General features: G+C 60.5%; 20 protein-coding genes. 13 read left to right on the top strand and 7 right to left on the bottom strand.

Annotated features, from left to right (window positions below; all coding sequences use genetic code 11):
- Window positions 1–430 precede the first annotated feature (430 nt).
- Window positions 431–997, bottom strand: a complete 567-nt coding sequence (ahpC, locus tag BCS36_RS07810; protein WP_291302338.1) for an alkyl hydroperoxide reductase subunit C — start codon at window positions 995–997, stop codon at window positions 431–433.
- 408 nt (window positions 998–1405) lie between these two features.
- On the opposite strand from ahpC, the gene BCS36_RS07805 reads away from it, so the two are divergent.
- Both BCS36_RS07805 and BCS36_RS07800 read left to right on the top strand, forming a co-directional pair.
- Window positions 1406–1870 carry a Fur family transcriptional regulator gene (locus tag BCS36_RS07805; RefSeq protein WP_291302337.1) on the top strand — a complete coding sequence of 155 codons (465 nt, stop codon included), beginning with the start codon at window positions 1406–1408 and terminating at the stop codon, window positions 1868–1870.
- A gap of 666 nt (window positions 1871–2536) precedes the next feature.
- A complete protein-coding gene (locus BCS36_RS07800) occupies window positions 2537–2773 on the top strand; it encodes a FeoB-associated Cys-rich membrane protein (RefSeq protein ID WP_291302336.1) in 237 nt (78 codons plus the stop codon).
- A gap of 711 nt (window positions 2774–3484) precedes the next feature.
- On the opposite strand, the gene BCS36_RS07795 is transcribed toward BCS36_RS07800, so the two are convergent.
- A complete protein-coding gene (locus tag BCS36_RS07795) occupies window positions 3485–3883 on the bottom strand; it encodes a thioesterase family protein (RefSeq protein ID WP_291302354.1) in 399 nt (132 codons plus the stop codon).
- Between the two features lie 27 nt (window positions 3884–3910).
- Here BCS36_RS07795 and BCS36_RS07790 point away from each other — a divergent pair, with 27 nt between their 5' ends.
- Complete coding sequence (locus tag BCS36_RS07790; RefSeq protein ID WP_291302335.1) at window positions 3911–5083, top strand: MltA domain-containing protein; 1173 nt, start codon at window positions 3911–3913, stop codon at window positions 5081–5083.
- Between the two features lie 282 nt (window positions 5084–5365).
- Here BCS36_RS07790 and hcp read toward each other — a convergent pair whose 3' ends face one another.
- The 5 genes from hcp to BCS36_RS07765 form a co-directional block, all read right to left on the bottom strand.
- Window positions 5366–6991, bottom strand: a complete 1626-nt coding sequence (gene hcp / locus BCS36_RS07785; protein ID WP_291302353.1) for a hydroxylamine reductase — start codon at window positions 6989–6991, stop codon at window positions 5366–5368.
- Between the two features lie 89 nt (window positions 6992–7080).
- Window positions 7081–7428 carry a cupin domain-containing protein gene (locus BCS36_RS07780; RefSeq protein WP_291302334.1) on the bottom strand — a complete coding sequence of 116 codons (348 nt, stop codon included), beginning with the start codon at window positions 7426–7428 and terminating at the stop codon, window positions 7081–7083.
- 65 nt (window positions 7429–7493) lie between these two features.
- Complete coding sequence (locus BCS36_RS07775) at window positions 7494–8183, bottom strand: Crp/Fnr family transcriptional regulator (protein WP_291302333.1); 690 nt, start codon at window positions 8181–8183, stop codon at window positions 7494–7496.
- Between the two features lie 254 nt (window positions 8184–8437).
- The gene (locus BCS36_RS07770; RefSeq protein WP_291302332.1) at window positions 8438–9988 is read right to left on the bottom strand and encodes a polysaccharide biosynthesis/export family protein; all 1551 of its coding nucleotides are present in this window, start codon (window positions 9986–9988) and stop codon (window positions 8438–8440) included.
- An 85-nt stretch (window positions 9989–10073) separates the two neighbouring features.
- Entirely contained in the window at window positions 10074–10457 is a 384-nt protein-coding gene (locus BCS36_RS07765; protein WP_291302331.1) for a DVU3141 family protein, read from the bottom strand.
- 323 nt (window positions 10458–10780) lie between these two features.
- Here BCS36_RS07765 and BCS36_RS07760 point away from each other — a divergent pair, with 323 nt between their 5' ends.
- The 10 genes from BCS36_RS07760 to BCS36_RS07715 all read left to right on the top strand — a co-directional run bounded on the left by BCS36_RS07760 (window position 10781) and on the right by BCS36_RS07715 (window position 24036).
- A complete protein-coding gene (locus tag BCS36_RS07760) occupies window positions 10781–11806 on the top strand; it encodes a molybdopterin-binding protein (RefSeq protein WP_291302330.1) in 1026 nt (341 codons plus the stop codon).
- A gap of 146 nt (window positions 11807–11952) precedes the next feature.
- Window positions 11953–14676: a molybdopterin-dependent aldehyde oxidoreductase gene (locus BCS36_RS07755; RefSeq protein WP_291302329.1), complete on the top strand. Its 2724-nt coding sequence runs from the start codon at window positions 11953–11955 to the stop codon at window positions 14674–14676.
- Window positions 14677–14990: 314 nt separating this feature from the next.
- On the top strand, window positions 14991–17462 hold the full coding sequence (locus tag BCS36_RS07750) for a pyridine nucleotide-disulfide oxidoreductase/dicluster-binding protein (protein WP_291302328.1): 2472 nt from the start codon (window positions 14991–14993) through the stop codon (window positions 17460–17462).
- Complete coding sequence (locus tag BCS36_RS07745; protein WP_179979679.1) at window positions 17459–17674, top strand: DVU_1557 family redox protein; 216 nt, start codon at window positions 17459–17461, stop codon at window positions 17672–17674. Before BCS36_RS07750 ends, BCS36_RS07745 begins: the two co-directional genes overlap by 4 nt.
- A complete protein-coding gene (trsM, locus tag BCS36_RS07740; RefSeq protein ID WP_291302327.1) occupies window positions 17671–18465 on the top strand; it encodes a DVU_1556 family methyltransferase in 795 nt (264 codons plus the stop codon). Before BCS36_RS07745 ends, trsM begins: the two co-directional genes overlap by 4 nt.
- Entirely contained in the window at window positions 18462–18926 is a 465-nt protein-coding gene (locus BCS36_RS07735; RefSeq protein WP_291302326.1) for a DVU_1555 family C-GCAxxG-C-C protein, read from the top strand. The genes trsM and BCS36_RS07735 overlap by 4 nt, the downstream gene beginning before the upstream one ends.
- Window positions 18923–20491 (top strand): radical SAM protein, encoded by a 1569-nt coding sequence (locus BCS36_RS07730; protein ID WP_291302325.1) that lies wholly within the window; start codon window positions 18923–18925, stop codon window positions 20489–20491. The genes BCS36_RS07735 and BCS36_RS07730 overlap by 4 nt, the downstream gene beginning before the upstream one ends.
- Window positions 20488–21873, top strand: a complete 1386-nt coding sequence (locus tag BCS36_RS07725; RefSeq protein ID WP_291302324.1) for a phenylacetate--CoA ligase family protein — start codon at window positions 20488–20490, stop codon at window positions 21871–21873. The genes BCS36_RS07730 and BCS36_RS07725 overlap by 4 nt, the downstream gene beginning before the upstream one ends.
- Window positions 21870–23348 (top strand): DVU_1551 family NTP transferase, encoded by a 1479-nt coding sequence (locus BCS36_RS07720; protein WP_291302323.1) that lies wholly within the window; start codon window positions 21870–21872, stop codon window positions 23346–23348. Before BCS36_RS07725 ends, BCS36_RS07720 begins: the two co-directional genes overlap by 4 nt.
- A gap of 106 nt (window positions 23349–23454) precedes the next feature.
- Entirely contained in the window at window positions 23455–24036 is a 582-nt protein-coding gene (locus tag BCS36_RS07715) for a histidine phosphatase family protein (RefSeq protein ID WP_291302322.1), read from the top strand.
- Window positions 24037–24068 lie beyond the last annotated feature (32 nt).

Genomic DNA, 24068 nt, shown 5'->3' with positions numbered 1-24068 from the left:
TGTAGCATAGTACAAAGAGTTTTCTGATCTGGAACGAGGGGTTACATGCTCTGACGCTGCGCGAAAGTGCAGCGCACCGCAACGTGGTGTAGATGACAACATTGAAATGTGACGCATTTCTGTGCTAATCTGATTCGGATACAGAGGCTTTCAGACGTTACGCCATCGCTCGGGGCGGCCAGTCGTCCCTGGGGTCTAGTTATCGGGCCGTCGGCCAAGACCGTCGGCCAACACAGTCGATAGTCGTACGCTGTTTCCCCCCGCATCCGTGCTTGTCAGCAAAAAGAAACCACCCGCAATTTGCGGGTGGTTTCGGTTAGAAGCTCAAGCACGAGGAGGAGGAACGGAGGTTATGGGGCTGAGAAAACAAAGAGGGCTAGGGAAGCACTGATTAAAGAGCCTTCTGGAAACGCGCAGTTATTTCGTTTCCCTAGAGCTTGCCCACCAGATCAAGGCCGGGCTTCAGGGTGGCTTTGCCGGGCTTCCAGCGGGCAGGGCACACCTGGTCGCCGTGTTCGGCCACAAACTGGGCGGCCTCAAGCTTGCGCAGCAGTTCCTCGGCATTGCGTCCGATGCCCAGGTCATGCACTTCATACGCCTTGATAATGCCCTCGGGGTTCACAATAAAGCTGCCCCGCAGCGCCTGACCGGCTTCTTCAATGAGCACGTTGAAAGAACGCGCCAGTGTGCCTGCGCAGTCTGCAAGCATGGGGTATTTGACTTTGGCGATGTTGGGCGAAGCGTCTGCCCAGGCCTTGTGCACAAAGGCGCTGTCGCAGGAAACAGAATAAATTTCGCAATGGAGCTTCTTGAAGTCGTCGTACATTTCTGCCAGGTCTTCAAGTTCTGTGGGGCACACGAACGTAAAGTCCGCCGGGTAGAAAAAGAAGACAGACCAGTGGCCCAGCAGGTCAAGGTCGCAGACGGTTTTCAGTTCGCCAGCCTGGTATGCCTGAACTGAGAAGGGTTCCACTTTTTTGTTGATCAGATTTGACATGATGGTTTCCTTATTTTGGCGGACGGCTGCGTCGTCCGGCAGCAAGTGGGGTTTCTCTTTTTGAAAACAGTATTCAATCTTATTATGCCTGTCAAGCAAATGAGAAAAATTCTTGGAAGGCTGGATCTGAATTACGTGTAGCAGAGAACAGCCCGTTCTGGAACGTGGAAAATTACCTTCCCATTTGTGTAAGCCTTCTCGGGTGCGGGGGCAAAAAGGCCGCGCTTTGTAGGTATTACGGGATGTCCAGCCTGAACAGACATCTGTAATCCATTGCTTTTTGCCTGAAAGTGCGTCACAAATAAGGCTCTAGTCTGAGGTCAAAAGCGGGTCCGTCAAAAAACAGTACCTGTTTTACGTGGCGCGAACCGAAAAAATATTTTAGCATGGATCTGGGGGTAGGCAATTATGACAGCAAAACAGCGTGACGCCTGCCTGGCGGACTTTCTGGAGTTCATGAACCGCAAGGGCCTGAACACCACCTCGCAACGGCGCATTATCGCCGAAGCTTTTTTTGAACTGCCGGGCCACCATTCGCTTGAAGAGTTTTACCAGCATATCCTGCAACGTGATTCTGGTATCGGGCAAACCACAGTATACCGGACCCTGAAGCTGCTCTGTGATGCCGGAATGGCTATGGAAATTCACTTCAGCGACGGTATCACCCGTTACGAAGTGGCCAAGCCCGACAGCCACCACGACCACCTTGTGTGCCTGCAGTGCGGAAAAATTGTGGAGATATGCGACCCACGCATTGAAAAATTACAGCGCGAACTGGCTGAAAAATATGGATTCAAGCTGCGGGGGCATGTGCATAATCTTTATGGATTGTGCGAAACCTGCCGCGCCGAGGCTGCCGAAAAGGACAGCTAGGATGTCTTTGATCTGAAAGACTCGCGGGTGTCTGCGGGGGCAGCCCCGGGGAGCGCCCCGTATTTCTTGTGCCCGGCGGCCAGAGCTGAAAATGCTTCGGGCGTTGTGACCACGGGACGGCGCAAGAAGTCAACCTGTGTAACGTTAGAACTGCACAAAAAGTCAACAGCGCACGGCACAGCCTTACATGCAGCCGCTTCGCCGCGCGTCCGGCTCGCAGGCTTGCCACGGGCTGCCGCGAAAATAACGCTGCTCTATTCATTTGCACGTGCATAACTGGCGTGATGCAAACGTTGCGTGGAGCTCCCCTCAAAGTGCTCTGCGCTTTGTTGTTTTGCGGGCCATCAGAGCCTGGGCCTTTGAAAAGGGTGTATGCTCCAGCGCTGCACGAGAGCGCAGCGTGCCGCAATGTGGCATGTATTCTGCCGACAATCGCAGTTTGTGGCAGAATGAGCAGTTAAAGCATGAAGCCTCTCAAAAATAATCAGGTCTGTTTCGCCTTTTTTCTGCTTCGCCTTTCTCCTGCTTTTTTTGTCAGAGAAAAGGAGGGCAGTTACCCAAAGTGTATATAATACTGCTTGCGTATGAAAATGTAGCTGTATATGCCCCTAGCGAACTTGACATTCATTTTCGTCAGGCGCAGTATTCAGTCATGAGGTGATTCACATGGACGCACAATTGATTGTCGTGGCGCTTTGCATTGCGGGTGCGGCATTTTTTATTATTCGCCGCATGGTTCGGGCGGTAAATAAAGGCCAGTGCGGCTGCGGTTGCGACGGCTGCGGCAGCCCCGGCAAACCCAAGGATATGGCCTGCTGCCCGTCAAAAGGCGCGGAATCGACTGCGGAAGCCCAGCGGTTGGAAGCCACCCGTATCAATCCCGGTAATCGAAAAGATACGTAAAAAGCCTGTAAGGAATTTGCCGATGATGCCTGACGCAGGAACGCCCGTTATGGCCTCCATCCCGGCCGAATACGAGGTATGCTTTCGGCGTCTGGTTTTGCTCCCTTGGTAGAGTCCGGCCCCCCCATTGTCATAGCCCCCTCCGCTCGCTGCCTGGCCTGGTTGTGCAGCGTCAAACAGCGAGATAGTACAGCCCCGGAGTTTTCTCCGGGGCTGTCATTATTGGTAACCCAAAACCGCCTGCATAGCGGATGGTTTTGATTGTTGCGCATGCGTGCCGGGCTGATGTCCACACCATGCGGTTGTGGCGTTGCCGCGCGAGGGATGGCTGGAAAGGCCGTAGGACTGGGGCTGGAGCAAGAAGCGGTGGCCGCTCATAAGCGAAAAAGTGGTTGTGGGCTTGCCGAGCCGCATCGCCTTTGCGCAAGGCTCTGCGGCAACGACAAGGCATGTGCTTGCGACTCGCGGCCGCCGACGGAGCGGGCAACCTTTGAGATGGTGTGACGCCTGGAAGGCGCTGGCTCTGGAACCCTCGCCCCAGACTACAACTCTCTTTGCACTATGCTTACCAGGCAATAAGAGTTGTAGGGGGAGGGGGCGTGGGGGAGGGACCCTTTTGCAAAAGGGTCCCTTCCCCACAAAGCTTTCCAACCCTTCCCCCACAAAGCATTCCACGTTGCGTCAGTCTCGGCGAAGATATATTTTTAATAGTTATTTGTCCTGGCTGTCTGAAAAGCTCAGGTTTCTGAACCAGTCCGGCACCGGAATAGGGCGGCCTTCCTTGTTTACCAGCGCATGCTGGGTCATTCCTGTGGCCAGCAGGCGCGTCTTGTCCTCGTTCCATATCTCATATACAAAGCGCATGGAGGCCCGGGTCCACTCGCTGATGCCTGCGCGCACCAGAAGAAGATCGTCATAATGGGCCGGTGAACGGTAGCGGCACTGCGCTTCACGAACGGGCAAAATAAGGCCCCTTTTTTCAACTTCAGCGTAGCTCATGCCGCAACGGCGAATGTATTCGCCACGGGCGCGCTCGAAAAGATGCAGATATTCAGCATAATAAAGAACGCCCATCGTGTCCGTTTCTCCATAAGAGACGCGGTGGGGCATCCAGATATCAGGGGTAGGAAAAGCGTCATGCACGAGAAATCTCCTTATGTATATGCGCCGTGCGCACCGGAGCCGATCCAGGAGCCGGGCGTCCGCAGGTGCGGGTTTGCGGCATTGCTGCTCATGTGTCTGGTGCTGGGGGCCTGTGCCAAAACAGTTGCCCCTCCCGCTCCAGAATACGTGGGGCCGCCAGTGGGCTTTGAAAGCCCCGAATTTTTTGTGAGCTGCCTGCGGCCCGGCAACCAGGATCTGACCAGTTGGAAGGACATGGCTCCTACCGTGCGCAAGTCTTTGCTCTATGTCAACAGCAAGCCCCAAGGCGCCGTTGCCGTGCAAAGGCCCGGCCTTACCGTGACCTGGGGCGAGCTTTCGCGTACGCTCACCCGCCTTCAGGAGCTTTTGCCCCGTCTGGACAAGGAACCGGGGCTTTTTCTCGCCAATTTCTCCTGGGTGGAGGTGCCTGACGGCATAAAGTATTCGGGCTACTATGAGCCTATGGTGCGCGCCAGCCGTACGCGCAAGCCCGGCTATACCCAGGCCATTTACGGTTTGCCGCCGGATCTCAAGTCCGTGGTGGCCAAGCGCGGCCGCTATCATGATCGCCGTACCATTGAGGAAAAGCAGGTGCTGGCAGGCAAGGGGCTTGAGCTGGCCTGGGCCGCCGACCCTGTGGACGTGTTCTTTCTGGAAATACAGGGGTCAGGCCGACTAGTTTTCGACGACGGCACCCAGGCCTTTGTCAATTACGCGGGGCAGAACGGGCACAAGTACAAAAGCTCGGGCCGCATCATGCGTGAAAAAGGTCTGCTCAAACAGGGCGATATTTTTGAGCAGCGCCAGTGGTTCAAGGACAACCCCCACCGCGTGCGCGAAATACTCAACGATAACCCCAGCTACGTCTTTTTCAAATACAGCGGACGCGGCCCCACAGGGGCCATGGGTCAGGTGGTGGACGACTGGCTTTCACTGGCCACGGACCGCACCTTCATACCCCTTGGTTCGATCGTGGCCTATGGGGTGAACATACCTGACCAGCAGCGCGGCAAATTTCCTCTGCGCGGCATAGGCTTTGCCCAGGACGTGGGCGGAGCCATCAAAAAGAACCGTATCGACGTGTTCTGCGGCGGCGAAGAGCGCGGCAACTTTGTGGCCAGCCACCTGGACGCCAAGGGCCCGGCCTGGGTGCTGCTGGCAAAATAGGCGCGCGCTACGATCACCGCACAAGACGTTTCGCGGTGAAATGCTTTGTGGGGGAGGGACCCTTTTGTAAAAGGGTCTCCTCCCCCACACCCCCTCCCCCTAAAACTTTTGTCTATTGCAGCGTATAGCAAAGAGTTTTCTGATAGGAAGAAAAGATGTTGGGGGCAGCGCCTTCCAGGCGGCACAGCATCATAAAGAGTATTTGTTCTGGCTGACAGAAATGACAAGGCGCGCCCCTTACGGGGCGCGCCTTTCTGCGTGTACGGGTAATGCCCGTGGGAACTAGCCGAGGAAGGCCTTGAGGTCGTCCTGCGCGGTGCTCACGCCGCCGATATTGAACTGTTCAACCAGCACCTTGACCACATTGGGGGAAAGGAAGGCGGGCAGGGTGGGTCCAAGGTGGATATTCTTGACGCCAAGGCTGAGCAGGGCCAGCAGCACGATGACGGCCTTCTGTTCGTACCAGGCGATGTTGTAGACGATGGGCAGGTCGTTCACGTCCTCAAGGCCGAAAACTTCCTTGAGCTTGAGGGCGATGACGGCCAGGGAGTAGGAGTCGTTGCACTGCCCGGCGTCCAGCACGCGGGGGATGCCGCCGATGTCGCCCAGGGCGAGCTTGTTGTAGCGGTACTTGGCGCAACCAGCGGTAAGGATGACGGTATCCTTGGGCAGGCCAGCGGCAAATTCCGTGTAGTAGTCGCGGGATTTGGCGCGGCCGTCGCAGCCGGCCATGACCACGAACTTCTTGATGGCGCCGGACTTCACGGCGTCAATGACCTTGTCGGCCAGGGCCATCACCTGGTTGTGGGCGAAGCCGCCGATGATTTCGCCGGTTTCGATTTCCGTGGGCGCGGGGCAGGTCTTGGCGTGGGCGATGATGGCGCTGAAGTCCTTGTGTTCGCCGATTTCACCGGGAATGTGCTTGCAGCCCGAGAAGCCCACGATGCCCGTGGTGTACACGCGGTCCTTGTAGCTTTCCTTGGGGGGCACAAGGCAGTTGGTGGTCAGCAGGATGGGGCCGTTGAAGCTGTCAAACTCTTCCTTCTGCTTCCACCACGCATTGCCGTAGTTGCCCTTGAAATGGGCGTACTTCTTGAACGCGGGGTAGTAGTGGGCGGGCAGCATTTCAGAGTGCGTGTACACGTCAACGCCCTTGCCTTCGGTCTGCTGGAGCAGCATTTCGAGGTCGCGCAGGTCGTGGCCGGAAATGAGGATGCCGGGGTTGGAACCCACGCCGATGTTGACCTTGGTGATTTCGGGGTGGCCGTACGCGCCGGTGTTGGCGGCGTCAAGCAGGGCCATGGCCGAAACGCCGAACTTGCCGGTTTCAAGGGTAAGGCCCACGAGGTCGCCCACGCTCAGGCTGTCGTCCAGGGTTTTGGCAAGAGTTTCCTGTATGAAGGAGTCAAGGCTGTTTTCATGCTTGCCCAGCACGTCGGCGTGCTTGGCGTAGGCGGCCATGCCCTTGAGGCCGAAGGTGATGAGCCAGCGCAGGGAGCGCATATCGTCGTCAGTGGTGGCCATGACGCCCACGGTTCCCGCCTTGGCGAGCATGGCGGACTTGTCGGCGGCATCCCACAGGGCGGCATCGCTGAGGCCGGACTTGTCGCCAAGGGTGGCGGCCAGTTCCTTCTTGGCCTTACAGGTCATGCGGATGCGCTCGGCCAGAATGTCGTCGTCAAAGTTGGCGTTGGTGATGGTGGCAAAAAGGTTGCCCACAACCAGCTGGTCGATCTTGTGATCTATGGTCTTGCCTTCGGCGCGCAGGCGGGTGGTGATCTGGCCAAGACCCTTGGACACATAGATCAGCACGTCCTGAAGCGCGGCTGTTTCGGGCTTTTTGCCGCATACGCCAACCTGGGTGCAACCTTTGTTACCTACGGTTTCCTGACACTGATAGCAGAACATGGCATTACTCATGGTAGTATCCTTCTTGCGGCTCCGTTGCGGCGGAGGCTTGGGTGAACCCGCGCATGGCGGGCGGCGCTATAAAAGTTTTATTGGTTTTCGGTGGGAAAAACGACCACCAGCAGCATCTTGAAGCGTTCGGGCGCGCTTACGGCATGCGGGTGTCCGGCGGGCATCACTATGGCTTCGCCTGCCTTGAGAAAGGTGGTCTGCCCATCGATGCTGACCTGCCCCTGACCGTCCAGAGCCAGGACAAATGCGTCGCCTGTGGAGGTGTGCGCGCTGATTTCCTCGCCCTGGTCAAAGGCGAAAAGCGTCATGCTTACTGCGGCATTTTGAACAAGGGTCTTGCTGGCTATCTGCCCGGGCTGGTACGCCACCTGCTCTGCAAGGGGCAGGGCCGTGGCGTAATCGAGATTTTTGAGGAAGCGTTGCATGATTCCCTCCTTGGCTTTGACGATTCCTGTATAGCAAGGGGGAGTCTGCGCGTCCGTAACATTTGTTACGGAACAAAATAATCGTAAAATTCTTTTAGCCGTTCGGGGTGGGGCAGGGTGATGGCCTTGCCGTGTATGTTCAGCAGCCCCTCATCACGCATGGCGGCCAGCTCCCGCGAAAGCGACGGGCGGGTCACACCCAGAAAATCAGCCATCTGTTCGCGGTTCATGCCCAGAGTCAGTGATCCGTCCGGGGCGCGATGCTCCAGCAAAAGGGCGGCAATTTTGCGCCGCAGACTGCCGGATGACAGCAGCGATACCCGGCGGGTCAAAAAAAAGGCCTTGCGCGCAAAGACCGAGAGCATGTTGCGGATGATCTGCGCATGCATGGCGCAGCGCTTTTCACAGGTAGAATAAAAGAATTTTGCGGGTATGGCCAGAACCCGCACAGGACTTTCCGCCTGCACGCTACAGCCGTAGGTAGCCTGATCAAGAAAAACATACACTTCGCCGAACAGATCGCCAGGGCGGTCAATACGGGCCATGACCGCGCGTCTGCCGTCGGCGCTGTCGCGTCCCACCGTGACGGAGCCCTCCAGCAGGACGAACAGCCGGGTGGGCGAATCGGTTTCGCAAAAAACCATTCCCCCCCTGCCGTGCTTCTCCTCCACAGCGCCGCTGCACCCCAGACAGAGTCTGGCTTCTTCAGCGGTCATATGCGCGAAAAGGTCACAGTTTTTCAGGGCCTGATCCATGTATTCTTCCCGTCCTGATGAGAAAACCGGCATCGCAGGAGCGTCCTGCCGATCGTATGCTTGAAGGCAGTATACACTAAAGCCTATAAAATGCACACCTCTAAGTTTGGCTTGACCGTGCTGTGGATGCAAAAACGGGCAGGCCTGGTTTTGGACGGCACGCCCGCGCCTCACAGGATTGCAGGGGCTTGCAAAACAAAAAGCCCGTTTCCGGGCTTTTTGTCGCAATAATCGCTTGTGGTGCGGGGCGCAGGTTACAGCGAGGGCAGCCCCAGCAGCACTCTGGCGGAAATGGCCACCTGCATGAGCACCTGGGAGATGTCCTTGACGGCCTGCATGCTTTTGGATTCCACCTTGGGCAGCACCAGTATCTGGTCGCCGGGCGAAATGTGGCTGCCGCCCTGCGTCACCGAGCCGTTCTGGTGCATGACAAGAATCTTGTCGCTGTCCGCGCGGTTGGTCAGGCCGCCCGCGCTCTTGATGTAGTCGTCCGAATCCTTCTTCTTGGCCCAGAGCATGGCCTGGGGAACCATGACCTCGCCGCTGACCAGCACAACGTCGCTCTTGGTGGGAATGACGATGACGTCGCCTTCCTCCAGGCTCAGATCGGCCTTGTCCGGGCCGCCTTCAAGCACCACCACGCCTTCTGGTTCCACAGCCTTGGCGCGCTCCACAAACTTGGACACCATTTCGGCTTCCTTGGCGCGTATTTGCGCTTCTTCGGTGCTGGCCGAAGAGGCGGTGAGGGCGGTTTCTTCCAGGCGGCGCAGGGAGTCGGCAATGGCCTTCTTCTGCCGGACGGCCACGCTCTTGCGCTTGATGTACATGGCATCAAGGTTGGCGCGTTCCGGTTCCACGGCAATGAAGTTCTTCACGTCGCGCAGGCGCGCGCCCTGACGGACAGGAAAGCGCGAAGCGCCGCGCACCGCGCCCTGGACTTCAACCATTATGGTGTTGCCCGAGGCGTCGGCGATGAACTGCACCTTGTCGCCGTCTTCAAGGCGCAGGCTGCGCAGGTCTTTCAGGGGCAGATATGTGCTGTAGGGCGCGCCGTTGCGTGTGCCGTTGAGGGTGATATGCGAGGCGCGGCTTTCGGGTTCGGCCAGTTCGATGAGGGCCGCCCCGGTGGCCTGCCCCTTGGGAAATTCAAAAAGCGCCGCATTGCGCACTACGCCCGTGGCCGTGACTGTGGGGCCTTTTTCGCCCACCACCAGGGTGTCGCCGTCCTGCAGCCGCACGGCGGGCAGCACGCCCTTGCGGGCAAAGGGGTAGAGGTCAAGGTTTGCTACGGATTTTCCGTCGCGCATAAGATGGATGTCGCGGTAGCTTCCGCGCACAGGGTCAAGGCCGCCCGCCTTGTCCAGAAAGCTGAGCATGGGATCGTTGGGGCCGCCGGTGTAGCTGCCGGGGCGGGTTACGCCGCCGGTCACAAAGATGGACACGGGGCGGGCGTCCAGGGGGGCGGCGTAGATCTGCACGTCGGGGTGTCCGTTGGCGGCCAGTTTGCTGCGCAGAGCGTCGACCAGCTTGTCGTAGGCAAGCCCTGCCACGGGCATGTCGCCCACCTCGGGCAGGTTCATGTGTCCATCCGGCCCCACGGTCAGGGTGCGGTCGACGTTAAGGTCGCCACCCCACAGACGCACCACCACACGGTCGCCGGAGGCGATGACGGAGCCTTCTTTGTTGTGGGCGAAATTGCCCTGAAAAAGATTGGCCGCGTATGGCCGCACGTTGTCTTCGGCCTGGGCTGCGCCACAAAGGGACAACAGAACCAGAATGGCGAGAAAGTAGTTTTTTTGCAGCATGGTGTTCCAACGGATGAGACGCGCGGTTTCGCGGCTGAGCCGCGCCGCGCGCCTGCAATAGTTACGGGGTCAGCCCCCGTTGAAATTACGGCTTGGAGATGCCCTGTCCCCAGACTCTGGGAGCCATGATCCAGCGGCCCTGTTCGTCCTGACAGATGACCACCACTTCGGCTTCCTTCTGCCCGGCCAGTACTGTGCCGCGTTTGCAGTTTTCGCCCTTGGCCGAGGTGAAGACTTCGTCAACGCTCACGCTTACGCCCTGGCCGAATTGTACATCGTCCACAACGGTGGTTTGCCCGGGAGTGGAAAGTATCATGAAGTTTTCCACAGGGCCAGGGGGCGTTTCCACCTTTTGCGGGTTTTCGCCAAAGCCGCAGGCGGCCAGGGGCAGGGTGAGAAGAAGGGCGGCAGCCAGGTTGGCCAGCCGGTGAAAGCGCTGTGTGCGTAACGTGCCGAGGTTTGTGTTCATGCGGACTCCTGGCGGCGGCTGACCGGCGCGCCATGATCATCAGACGTGATTTCGGATCATTTTCTTCCACTCCCTGTCGCAGAGAACGCGGGCTCTGTCAATTCCCGGGGGATATGATATCGTTTAACTATGATTTAATAGTCACGCTTTTTGTTAAAATGGAGAAAATAAAAATGTAACACATAAGATACCAGTTGGTTATTGTGTCCACACTTTATAAATCCTGAATTTTATTTTGCATTTTGTTGTGAGGGTGGTATTATCTGCCTAATCTGAGCATCAGGTTAAGCATCATTTCAGGAGAATTCATGCCAAAGCCCTGTATGAAAACCATACACGTTCATGACGCAGTGGGTAGTGTTCTTTGTCACGATATAACGCGGATTGTGCCCGGTGAGAGCAAGGGGCCGGTCTTCCACAAGGGGCATGTCGTTCGGCCCGAAGATATCAAGGTGCTGCTCGAAGTTGGCAAGGAGCATCTTTATGTTTTCGAACCGCTCCCCGGCATGGTGCATGAAAATGACGCCGCCGCTCGCATTGTGGCCGCCACGGCGGGCAGCAACCTTGTGGCCGAAGAACCTAAGGAAGGGCGCATCAACCTTTTGGCCGCATGTGACGGCCTGTTGCGTATTGATGTGCCAGCGCTGACCAGGATCAACAGCCTAGGCGAAATTACCATAGCCACGCTGCACAGCATGCAGTTTGTGACCAAGGGGCGGCCTGTGGCGGGCACACGCGTGGTGCCGCTCATGATAGAAGACGAAAAGCTGCGCCGCATGGAGGCCAGCGTCACCGGCCCCGTCGTGGAGGTGCTGCCTCTTGCTCACGCCAAGGTGGGCGTGGTGACCACTGGCAGCGAAGTGTATTACGGCCGCATTCAGGATGCCTTTGGGCCTGTGCTGCAAAAAAAGTTCGCCAAACTGGGCAGCACAGTTATGGGGCAGACCCTCACCAGTGATGAGGTGTCCATGACGGCATCCGCCATTGTGGATTTTTTGCATCAGGGCGCAGATATGATCGTGGTCACGGGCGGCATGTCCGTTGATCCGGACGACCGAACGCCTATGGCCATCCGCGCTTCCGGGGCGAAAGTCCTCAGTTATGGCGCGCCGGTATATCCTGGCGCCATGTTTCTTCTGGCCTATGCAGCCGGGCCGCGTGGCCCTGTGCCCGTTTTGGGCCTGCCGGGCTGCGTCATGTACCACAAGGCCAGTATTTTCGATCTGGTGGTGCCGCGTCTGCTGGCCGGCATCAAGGTCACGCCCGAAGACGTGGCGGCCCTGGGGCACGGCGGTTTTTGTTCGGGCTGTCCTGAATGCACTTACCCCATGTGTCCTTTTGGCAAATAGAGACGCGGGCGTAACGGTATCGCAATCAAAGTATCACTCTGCCTTCCGGAAGAGCAGCACGGCGTATTCGCCGGTCAGTAACGGCCTTGAGCGCGGATATCCCGCGTCGGCATATACACAGGCATTCATCAATAAAGGAGTCGCGCATGGAACCAAAAACTCTTGTAGTGAACGGCATTCCCCGGCGTTTGCTGGTCAGCCCCAATGATACTCTGGTGGACGTGCTGCGCAGTCAGTTGCAGCTCACCAGCGTCAAAGTTGGCTGCGGCAAAGGGCAGTGCGGCGCTTGTACCGTCATCGTCGACGGCAAGGTGTCGCGCGCCTGCATCATCAAGATGAGCCGTGTGGCTGATAATGCGGCCATTACTACTCTTGAAGGCATCGGTACGCCGGCCTGCCTGCATCCTCTGCAGCATGCCTGGATACAGCACGGCGCGGCTCAGTGCGGTTTTTGCACCCCCGGCTTCATCGTGTCTGCCAAGGCTTTGCTGGATGAGAACATCAAGCCCAGCCGTGAAGATGTGCGCGACTGGTTCCAGAAGAACCACAATATCTGCCGCTGCACGGGCTACAAGCCCCTGGTGGACGCCGTCATGGACGCTGCGGCCATCATGCGCGGCGAAAAAACCGTTGAAGAAATCAGCTTCAAGATGCCTGCCGACGGCCGCATCTGGGGCACCAGCATCCCCCGTCCCAGCGCTGTGGCCAAGGTCACGGGCGTGGCCGAATTCGGCGCGGACGCCGCAGGGCGTATGCCTGAAAACACCCTGCATCTGGCCCTGGCCCAGGCCAAGGTATCCCATGCCATCATTAAGGGCATAGACACCTCCGAGGCCGAAAAGATGCCCGGCGTGGTCAAGGTGCTGACCCACAAGGACGTGAAGGGCAAAAACCGCATCACGGGCCTCATCACCTTCCCCACCAACAAGGGTGACGGTTGGGAACGCCCCATCCTGAACGACCAGAAGATCTTCCAGTACGGCGATGCCCTGGCCATCGTTTGTGCCGACTCCGAGGCTAACGCGCGCGCCGCCGCTGAAAAGGTCAAGTTTGACCTGGAACTGCTGCCCGAATACATGAGCGCCCCTGAAGCCATGGCCCCTGACGCCATTGAAATTCACCCCGGCACCCCCAACGTCTATTATGACCAGTTTGAAGAAAAAGGCGCCGATACGGCTCCGTTCTTCAACGATCCCAATAACGTGGTGATCGAGGGCAGCTACTACACCCAGCGCCAGCCGCACCTGCCCATCGAACCCGACGTGGGTTACGGCTACATCAACGATCAGGGCCAGGTGGTCATCCACTCCAAGTCCATTGGTCTTCACCTGCACGCGCTTATGATCGCTCCCGGTCTGGGCCTGGAATTCCCCAAGGATCTCGTGCTGGTGCAAAACACCGCGGGCGGCACCTTCGGCTACAAGTTCAGCCCCACTATGGAAGCGCTCATCGGCGTGGCCGTCATGGCCACCGGTCGTCCCTGCCATCTGCGCTACAACTACGAGCAGCAGCAGAACTACACCGGCAAGCGTTCGCCCTTCTGGACCACGCTGCGTTACGCCGCCAACAAGCAGGGCAAGATCCTCGCTATGGAAACGGATTGGAGCGTCGACCACGGTCCTTATTCCGAATTCGGCGACCTGCTGACCCTGCGTGGCGCGCAGTATATCGGCGCGGGCTACGGCATCGCCAACATTCGCGGCCAGGGCCGCACCGTTGCCACCAACCACTGCTGGGGCGCGGCGTTCCGTGGTTACGGCGCGCCGGAATCGGAATTCCCCTCTGAAGTGCTCATGGACGAACTGGCTGAAAAGCTCGGCATGGATCCCTTCGAACTGCGCGCCTTGAACTGCTATAAGGAAGGCGACACCACGCCCTCTGGCCAGGTTCCTGAAGTTATGAGCCTGCCTGAAATGTTCGAAAAAATGCGCCCCTACTATGAAGAATCCAAAAAGCGCGTGAAGGAGCGTTCCACCGCCGAAGTCAAGCGCGGCGTGGGCATCGCCCTTGGCGTGTACGGCGCTGGCCTTGACGGGCCGGATACCTCCGAAGCCTGGGTAGAACTCAACATGGACGGCAGCGTGACCCTGGGCAACTCCTGGGAAGACCACGGCCAGGGCGCTGACGCCGGTTCGCTGGGCACGGCCCATGAGGCCCTGCGTCCCCTGAAGATCGCCCCCGAAAAGATTCACCTGCTCATGAACGACACCAGCAAGACCCCCAACTCCGGTCCTGCGGGCGGCTCACGTTCACAGGTGGTCACGGGCAACGCCATCCGCGTGGCCTGCGAAATGCTCATCGAGGGCATGCGCAAGCCCGGCGGCGGCTTCTTTACTCCTGAAGAAATGAAGGCCGAAGGCCGCCCGCTGCGCTATGAAGGCAAGTGGACTGCGCCTGCCAAGGACTGCGACGGCAAGGGCCAGGGTTCGCCTTTCGCCTGCTACATGTACGGCCTGTTCCTTTCCGAAGTGGCTGTTGAAGTGGCCACCGGCAAAGCCACCGTTGAAAAAATCGTCTGCGTGGCCGACATCGGCACCCTCTGCAACAAGCTTGTGGTGGACGGGCAGATCTACGGCGGCCTCGCCCAGGGCGTTGGCCTGGCTCTTACCGAAGATTACGAAGACCTCAAGAAGCACAGCACCATGGGCGGATCGGGCGTTCCCAGCATCAAGATGATCCCCGACGATATGGAAATCGTGTATGTGCAGACCCACCGCAAGGATGGCCCCTTCGGCGCTTCCGGTGTGGGCGAAATGCCCCTCACCGCCCCGCATGCGGCCATCATCAACGGCATCTACAATGCCTGCGGCGCGCGCATCCGTCATTTGCCCGCGCGTCCCGAAAAGGTCTTGGAGGCCATGCCCAAGTAGGGTAGGGTTATAACAAAGGAAAAAAACCGGAGGGAGGGGCGCAGCGCCTGGCATCGCCACACTCGCTGCAATGTCCCTCCCTCCGGGCCCTCACCCGCAAAGATCACTGGTTTGTCTGGCGCGCAGGGGTACAGGCTCTTGTCGCGTATTGTCCTAAAGTTTGAGCGGGGTTTTCGGGGGCTCCCCCGAAAACCCCGCTCCATTTTTGCGGCGGGGAACATGTCAGGTCTTGCAGCGAAAACGCGCGGGCCGGACTGGGAAAGAGACTGTTGCCCGTACTTCACACCTAGCCGGTTTTGCAGTGAGTTGACGCCATGATGGATCAAAAACGTCTGCACGAGATTGAAGCCCGCTGTACGCAGGAAAGCCCTCCGCGCTGCCGCGAAGCCTGTCCTTTCGATCTGGACGTGCGTGCCTTCATGGCGCGTATGGCCGAGGGCAAGCCCGGCGAGGCCCGTAAGCTTGTGGAGCGCCACCTGCCGTTGCCCGGCATCATCGCTCGCATCTGTGACGCCCCGTGTGAGACTGTCTGCCTGCGGCGCGACCTTGGCGGCAGCGTTGCCATGCATGGCCTTGAGCTGGCCTGCATGCTGGCGGTTGGCCCGCAGGGCCGCCCCTTGCCCCTGCCGCCCAAGCGCTTCAGCATAGCGATCATTGGGGCGGGTCTGGCGGGCCTCGCGGCTGCCTGGGATCTTTCGCGCAAGGCATATCCCGTAACGGTGTACCATGCCGGAACGCCCGGTCAGGCGGTGCTTGAAGCCTATCCGCAACTGCGCAACGAGGGTGACGGAGCGCTTGCCAAGGATTTTCTGTCCGAAGATATGGATCTTCTAGTTCGCCAGAAGGTGCAGTTCGTTGCTGCCGAGCTGGATCAGGCACTACTGGACAAGGCGACTGCGGAATTCGCAGGCGTGCTTGTGGATGCGGGCGCGGCCCCGGCTCTGGCACCGGCCCTTGCGGCCCTCGATGAGGAAACCCTGCACTGGCGCGATACAGTGTGCTGTGCGGGCTGGCCCAGCGTGACGCCCACGGGGCACAGTTTTGCCTCATCGTCGCGTCAGGCCGGGCAGGGACGGCGCGCCGCCCAGACGCTGGAGCGCCTGACCAGTGGCGTGTCTCTTACCGCCGCGCGCAACAAGGAGCAGGGCACCCTGCATACGGACGTGCGCGGCATTGCCCCCGTACCGCGTGTGGAGCCAGCCGCCGCCGTGTATACTGCCGACGAGGCCGTGGCTGAAGCTGCCCGCTGCCTGCAGTGTCAGTGTATGATCTGCGTGCGCGAATGCGTCTATCTGCAAAAATACAAAGGCTATCCACGCGTTTACGCGCGACAGATTCACAATAACGCCTCCATCGTCAAGGGCCTGCATACGGCCAATGCCCTGATCAACGGCTGCGCCCTGTGCGGCCAGTGTGAAGAGCTTTGCCCGGAAAATTTCTCTATGGCCGAGCTTTGCCTCTCCGCGCGTGAGGACATGGTGGAGAGAGGCTATATGCCCCCATCCGCCCACGAATTTGCCCTTGAGGATATGGAAAGCGCCTCCGGCCCGGAATGCGCTCTTGTTTTGCCCGACACTTCCTTGCCCTCCGGCGTTGCGCCGTCGTGGCTGTTTTTCCCCGGTTGCCAGCTTGCGGCTTCACGCGGGGAGCAGGTGGCCCGCGTATACGCCCTGTTGCGTGAGCGTATGGCCGCAGGCCCCGAACCCGGCGTGGCCCTCATGCTCTCCTGCTGCGGCATTCCTGCCCGGTGGGCCGGACGAGCCACCCTTTTTGCCGAACATACGGCAAAACTGCGTCAGACGTGGGAAGGCCTTGGCAAGCCACGGATAATGGCGGCCTGTTCTTCCTGTCTTGCCGCCCTGCGCGAATCCCTGCCCGAAGCCGAATCCCTGTCGCTTTGGGAGGTTATGGACCAGATGGGCCTGTCAGACAGCCTGTTGCCTTCTTCACCCCCGCAGTCCGACGAAAAGGCGGCGTCTTCTGGCGATCCGGCCATGGCCGGGGGCTGCGACGCAGGCCTGCCCGAGGTTTTTTCCATTCAGGATCCCTGCACGGCGCGGCATGACAGCGCGTGGCTTACGGCGGTGCGCAGCCTGGCCCAACGGGCGGGAGCGCGTATTGAAGAGCCTCGCCTCACCGGAGCGTCCACAGCCTGCTGCGGTTATGGCGGCCTTGTGTGGTGCGCCCAGCCTGAACTTGCGGACGCCATGGCCGCCCACCGCTCGGAGGAACTGCCCCATGCGGGCCTTGCCTCCTGCATCATGTGCCGTGACCGTATGGCGGCCAGCGGCAAGGAATGCTGGCATCTGCTGGATCTGCTTTTTCCCGCTTGCGCCAGCTCTGGGGCCGGCAGGGAGAAAGGCCCCGGTTTGTCCGCCCGCCGTGCCAACCGCGCGGCCCTACGGCGTCGCCTGGTGCGGGACTGGATGGGACAGGACGCGCCGGAGCCCGGCAAGGGAAGTGTCATCATAAGCGCCGAAATGCTGACCCGGCTGGAAGAACGGCATATTCTGCTGGAAGACATTGAAGCTGCCGTGGCCGGGGCCGAGGCCAGCGGGCACTGTTTTAAAAATCTTGAAAACGGTCATATTCTCGGCTCCTGGCGTCCCCGTCAGGTAGCATTCTGGGTAGAATATGAGCCTCAAGGCGAAAGTTTCATACTCCACGATGCGTGGTGTCACCGCATGGTGGTGCCCGGTTCCGGCGGTCACGAGGCTGCGGACGTCATCAACAGCCACCAGTGCTGCACGGACGGGCAGCGCGGCGGGCAAGGAGGACAGTCATGAGCATGGGCCCCAACTACGCCCCCGACGGCGGCCAATGGGTATGCTGCCGCTGCAATGTGCCCCTGGAGCAGGGCAAGGTTCCGGTTTTTTATCTCAACAGCGCTTTTGACGTCATTTTGCCGCGCTGCCCCAAGTGCGGCCTGACCCAGACGCCCAAATCCCTGGCTGAAGGCAAGATGGTTGAAGTGGAAGCGCTGCTGGAAGACAAATGAGCGCCCTGTGGGAGAGTGAATCCTTCCGCCGCGTGGCTGGCAACGTCTGGCGACCCGGCGGCACGTCCCTGACAGTCAGGGGCCTTGAACTGTGCCGCAAGCTCTGCGGCCTTGCGCCCAATGGCCTTGTGCTGGATATGGGCTGCGGCTGCGGGGCCACCCTGGGGCTGTTGCGTCAGGCCGGCTATCGTGTGATGGGGCTGGACAGGCAGGTGCAGCCCGAGGCCGTGAGCGCGGCGGGCGAAGACGGCGGGCAGATCATCCGGGCGGACGTAGCCCGGTTGCCACTGGCGGCAGGCAGCGTTGACGGCCTTGTGTGCGAATGCGTACTTTCGTTGCTGACGGACCCTCCGGGCGTGCTGCGCCAATGCCTGCGCGTGCTGCGTCCCGGCGGCGTGCTGCTTTTCAGCGACCTTACGCGGCGTGATGCCCAGGGCTCCGCAATGCCGGAGCACGTGCGCGACTCCGGGCAAAACTCCGCGACCTGCGGGGGGATGCAGCCGGATGGCATTGCACGCGGTTTTTCCGCTGCGCAGGGCACGGGCGCATCCTGCATGGAGGGCGCGCGTCCTGCGGCGCTGTGGGAGAGGTATTTACGGCAGGCGGGGTTTCAGATCGCGACGTATGAGGATCACAGCCGGGCACTGGTGGAACTGGCCGCCCGCATGGTCTGGTATGGGGAGACCGGCGCCGGGGGGCAAGGCCTTTCCGGCGGGTGTTCCTGTTCCGCCTCTGGCGGGGGGCGCAAATACGGCTATGGATTGTGGATAGCACAAAAGGAGAGAGCATGAATCCGATGATGATGGAGCTTCTGCCTCTGGTGCACGAGGGTTATTGTTGTAGTCAGTTGCTGATGTTGCTTATGCTTCAGGCCCGCGATCAGGAAAACCCTGACCTTGTGCGGGCGGTTCATGGCCTTTGTCATGGCATCGGCCAGTCGGACGGCCCTTGCGGCCTGCTCACTGGTGGAGCCTGCACCCTGGCGCTGGTAGCCGGCAAGGGGGCTGCCACTGAAACGCCGCACGCCATGCTTACGCCCCTGCTCAACGATTACGCCACATGGTTTTATGAGCGCACCAACGCTTACGGCGGCCAAAGCTGCAGTCAGATAGCCGCCGGGCTTGGCGCGACGTCGGGCGCGCCGGGCGAAGCGCCCAATCCTGTGGCCTGCGGCGACCTGCTGGCCGAATGTTGGGAAAAGATCATTGAACTGGTTCAGAGCTATGATCTGGACATCATGCCCGCGTCATGATTCTGCGCCGCACCCAAAGCCTTTGCCCGGTCTGTCTGCGGCGGCTGGACGCCGTATACGCCCTGGCTCAGGATGATCCATATTGTGTTGAACTGCGCAAGACCTGCCCCGAGCACGGCCTGTTTAGCGTGCCCGTGTGGCGCACGGCTGCCGAGGATTCGGCAGGCCAGCCCGTCTCCGGGGATCAGGGGGGCGTGTCTGTTCCCGCGTTCGAGTCCTGGTCGCGTCCCAAAAGCCCATCCTATCCTCTGCATCCCCGTATGCCCATAGGCGAGGGCTGCCCCTTTGACTGCGGCCTGTGCCCGGCGCACGCGCAGCATACCTGTACGGGCCTTGTGGAAGTGACCATGCGCTGCAACATGACCTGTCCCATCTGCTACGCGGGCGCGGGCGGATCAGGGCGGACGGACGGCGCGGATCCGGACCTGGCCTGCATCGCCAGCCAGCTGGACGCGCTCAAAACCGCGTCCGGCCCGTGCAATGTGCAGATTTCCGGCGGCGAACCCACGGTGCGTGACGATCTGCCGCAAATCATCGGTCTTGCGCGCGAAAGAGCTTTTGGCCTTGTGCAGGTCAACACCAACGGGCTGCGGCTGGCCGAAGAAGAGGGCTATGCCGCCACATTGCGCCAGGCCGGGCTGGATTCGGTCTATTTGCAATGGGACGGCGTGAGCGACGAGACATTCAGGACATTGCGCGGTCGCCCTTGCCTCGATTTCAAGCGTCGTGCCGTGGAAGCCTGCGCCGGGGCTGGCCTTGGCGTGGTGCTGGTGGCTACCCTTGTGCGCGGCGTCAATGATGGCGAAGTGGGCGACCTGCTGCGCCTGGCCCTGCGTCTTGGGCCAGCGGTGCGGGGCCTGCACGTGCAGCCCGCCGCGTTTTTCGGGCGCTACCCCTGGCGTCTGGAAGAGGCCCCAAGGCTCACCCTGCCGGAGGTCATGGCCTGTTTTACCCGGCAGGCTCCCGATCTTGTGCGCCCGGAACACCTGCACCCGCCGGGGTGCGAAAATGAATTGTGCTCCTTCAGCGCTGTTTATCGGCGTAATGATGCCGCGTCCTCTGCCAATGAAAACGGGAGGGCAAAGGACGCGTCGCCAGGGCTTCAATGGCTGCCGGACGCGGGCCAGTCCTGCTGTTCCCCGCGCCCGCAAGGCGCGGACTCCGCTGTCACCGGCGCAAGGGATGCGTCTGCCCCTGGGGCTTCTTTGCCAGATGCTGGCGTGCCGCCGTCTGCTGAAGAGGGCGCGCGAAAGGCAAAGCAGTTTGTGGCTCTGCACTGGCGCGGCGACAGCACTGGCGCGGAAAAGATCGCCGATCAGGCATCAGGGCTGGGCGCTGCTGGCGCTGGTCTGGACGGCTTCAGCCGGTTTTTGGCCCAGGCCGGGGCCGAACGGCGCTTCACGCTGTCCGCCATGGCTTTTCAGGATGCGCTGAGCCTGGATATCGAGCGCGTGCGCGGGTGCTGCATCCACGTTTTGCGGCGTGACGGGCGCATGATACCATTTTGCCTGCACAATCTGACATCACAGAACGGCACGCGGCTGTATGCGGAGGACGTTTCATGAATTCATGTTCCTCTTTTGGTGCTGGGGCTTCTTCGCGTGATCCTTCCACGCGCGGCTCTTCGTCTGCTGCTGCGGTTCCGGGGCGCGCACCTGGCTTTCGCAATCCTCTTGACGCCTGGCTGGCCGGTCAGTGCGGCGTGCAGGGCACAGACGCCAATACCTTTGTGCGCGCCCTGCGTGAATCCCGCGCCCGTTCCCTGACCCGTTGCCTGAACCATGCGGCGGCCCGCAGCGCCTTTTATGCCCGCAGTCTGGCCGGACACGACCTCGAGCGCTTCACTCCCGAGGATATGCGCGGCCTGCCTTTCACCACGGCTGACGATCTGGCCCGGTGGGAGGATTTTCTTTGCGTGTCGCGCGGCGATGTGCAGCGCATGGTGACCTTGCGCACGTCCGGAACCACTGGCAGCCCCAAGCGGCTGGCCTTTACCGAAGCAGACCTTGCCAGAACCATTGACTTTTTTCGCGTGGGCATGTCGCAACTGGTGCGCGCCGGGCAAAAATTGGCGGTGCTCTTGCCTGGGGCGGCGCGCCCCGATGGCGTGGCAGACCTGCTGCGCCAGTCTTTGAGCCCGTGCGGCGTGGAGGTGTGCACTCCGCCGCAGGAACTGCTGATTCCTGCCAAAAGTCTGCAACAAGGCCTTGTGAGAAGGGCGGCACAAGGGCTGTCGATACGGGAACATCCGCTGCAAGGGGGTGTGGCGTCCCGCGCCTTCTGTGCGTGCCCGTCAGCACGGGTGGCGACGCCGCAGGCGGCGCTGGCAGGCATCCATCCGGATATTGTGCAGTGGCTGGACGAGGTGCGGCCCCATTGTCTCGTGGCTGCGCCAGGCCAACTGGAAGAATTATTACGCCATTTTCCCAAGAGCGGCCCTCCGGGACTTTGCGGCGTGCTCAGCAGCGCGGACAGGCTTGATCCCGTCCTGGGCCATGTGCTGTCTACCGTATGGAACTGCACCGTGCTTGATCACTACGGGCTTACGGAAACGGCCTATGGCGGCGCTGTGGAGTGTTCGGCCCACGACGGGTATCACTTGCGCCTCCTGGATATTGTTGTGGAAATTGTGGATTTTTGCGGTGATGAACCGCTGTCGCCTGGCGAGACAGGCGAAGTTGTCATCACCACGCTGGAGCGCGAGGCCATGCCTCTTATCCGTTACCGTACAGGAGACGTGGCGTGCCTTTTGCCCGGGCCGTGCGCCTGCGGCAGCCCCTTGCCGCGCCTTGGGCCGGTGCAGGGCAGGCTTGAGCGGTGCGGCAACAGCGTGCGTGTGGTGCAGATGCCCAAGGGCGGCAATCAGGCGGGGACGTCCCGCCAGCGTGACCGTTCAGGGCACGACGGGCCGTATTGCACTATGGGCGACTGGGAAGGCTGGATGTGACAGCCCGCGTACTGATATTGGCCGCAGGGCAGGCGTCCCGCATGGGCAAGGTCAAGGCTCTTCTACCGCTTCCGCTGGGAGCGGCCGGGGAATCCTGTTCGGCCCTGGAGGGTCTGGCGCGCCTTTTTCGCCACCTGGGCATTGAGCATATTTCTGTAGTCACAGGCTGGCATGCGGCGCACATTGAACCGGCGGCGCAGGCTCTCGGTCTTGCTGTGGCGCGCAACCCCAGGCCGGAAGACGGCATGTTTTCCTCGGTCTGCGCCGGGCTCTCGGCATTGGCCGGAGGTGATCCGGCACTGGCGGAAACGCCCGTACTGGTGCAGCCCGTGGACGTGCCGCTGGTGCGGCCCATGACCATACAAGCCCTGCTTGAGGCGCATGCGGCTGACCCGGAAAATGTTCTTGTGCCGACTTTTGCAGGGCAGGAGGGACATCCGCCGCTTCTGCCCGCCCGTCATCTGGCGCATGTGCTGCGCCATGCGCATACTGGGGGCGAAAATGGCCTGCGGGGCGCGCTGGAAGGTCTGCCCGTGCGGCACATTCCCGTGGCGGATGGGCTTATGCTGCCGGATATGGACAGACCTGAAGACTATGAAAGCATGCGGCTTCTGGCGTCACGCCGGGAGACGCTGCGGCCCGGTGAAGCCCTGGAACTGCTGCGCCTGCATGAAGTGCCTGAAAAAGGACTGCGGCATGGCCGCGCCGTGGGTACGGTTGCCGCAGCACTCGCAAAAGCCCTGCTCCAGGCGAGGCGTACAAAGAAGCTCGGTCTGGTAGGCAACACTGTCACCAACCCAGGCTTTGCCCCAGACCTCGCTCCTGGTTTTGACCTTGGCCTTGGCTCTGTCCTCGACCCTGATCTTGCCCTGGCCGGGGGGCTGGTGCACGATATCCGCAAGGGTGCAAAAGGGCATGAAGCCGCAGCGGGCCGATTGTTTCGCCAACTGCACCTGCCTGTCATGGCGCATCTTGTGGAAGACCATCGGGACCTGACTTTGCCTGACGACCAGCCCATCACCGAACGGGAACTGGTTTTTCTCGCTGACAAATACTGTTACGGCTCAAGTTTTGTGCCTGTGCGGCAGCGCTTTGAACAAAAGATGGAAACCTTCGGCGCTGAGGCAGCGCAAGCCATCAAGGGGCGCATGGAGCGGGCCCTGGCAATGGAAGCGCGTCTTGCCCGCGAACTTGACTGCCCCACTGGTGGGCAGAGCGTTCAGGGCCATGATCAGGACTGCGCGCAGGGTGAAGCCCCGCAATCCCTGCAGGCTGCGCTATCCCTGCAGCCCCGGCAATCCCTGCAGTATGGGCGGCCCGCGAACGCTTCGCTACCGCCGCACACCTTGCTCCCCCCGCATCCCCCATATGCCTCGTACCCCGAGGACATAGCCCGTGCCGCCCTGACGGCGCTGGCCGCTCAGCTCGGCCAGACGCCGGGCGACAGCACGACGCTTGCCCCCATGCCCCTGTAAGCCTGGTGACAGCGATAAAAGGCCGTTTTGCGGAAAATGGAAATAATGTGTCAAGTCTTGCCCGAAATTCGGGGCGCGTGCTACAGAAAAAAACTGGAGATTTCAGATGAACGGCATGTGGCTTGTGCGCCACGGCGCTTTGCCGCCCAATCCTGAGCGGCGCATCGTGGGCAACCGCGATATCCCGCTCAGCCCTGCCGGGCGGCGGCAGATACGCGCTCTGGCTCGTGACTTCATGCCCATATTGGCGGGAAGACTGGCGGCAGTGGTGTCCTCGGACCTGGGGCGTTGCCGTGAGACCACGTCCATTCTTCTGACCGGAAATGAATGGACCGCCAGCCCGCCCCCGATACATTTTGAACCAGGATTGCGTGAGCTGGACCTGGGCCAGTGGCAGGGCCTGACAAAGGCCGAGATTGAAGCGCGTTTTCCCGGTCAATATGACGGACGGGGCCGAAATTTTGCCCATTTTCAGCCTGAGGGCGGCGAGAGCTTCGCGCAATTGCAAAGCCGCGCCCTAGAGGCCGTACGCCGCTGGCGACAGCGCTATCCTGAAGGCACACTGTTGCTGGTAGCCCACGCTGGCGTCATCCGCAGCTTGCTGGCCCACTACATGGCTCTGCCGCTTGACGACGCGCTTCGCATCCCGCAGGAATACGCCTGCCGCACCTTTGTGCCGGAATGGTAAACGCCGTTACGCGCGAAGCTTTGGCAGGTTTT

The sequence above is a fragment of the Desulfovibrio sp. MES5 genome, assembly GCF_002237645.1.
GTDB lineage: Bacteria > Desulfobacterota > Desulfovibrionia > Desulfovibrionales > Desulfovibrionaceae > Desulfovibrio.
Note: the sequence above shows the minus strand (reverse complement) of the source record. Positions and strands in the feature narration are given on the sequence as shown.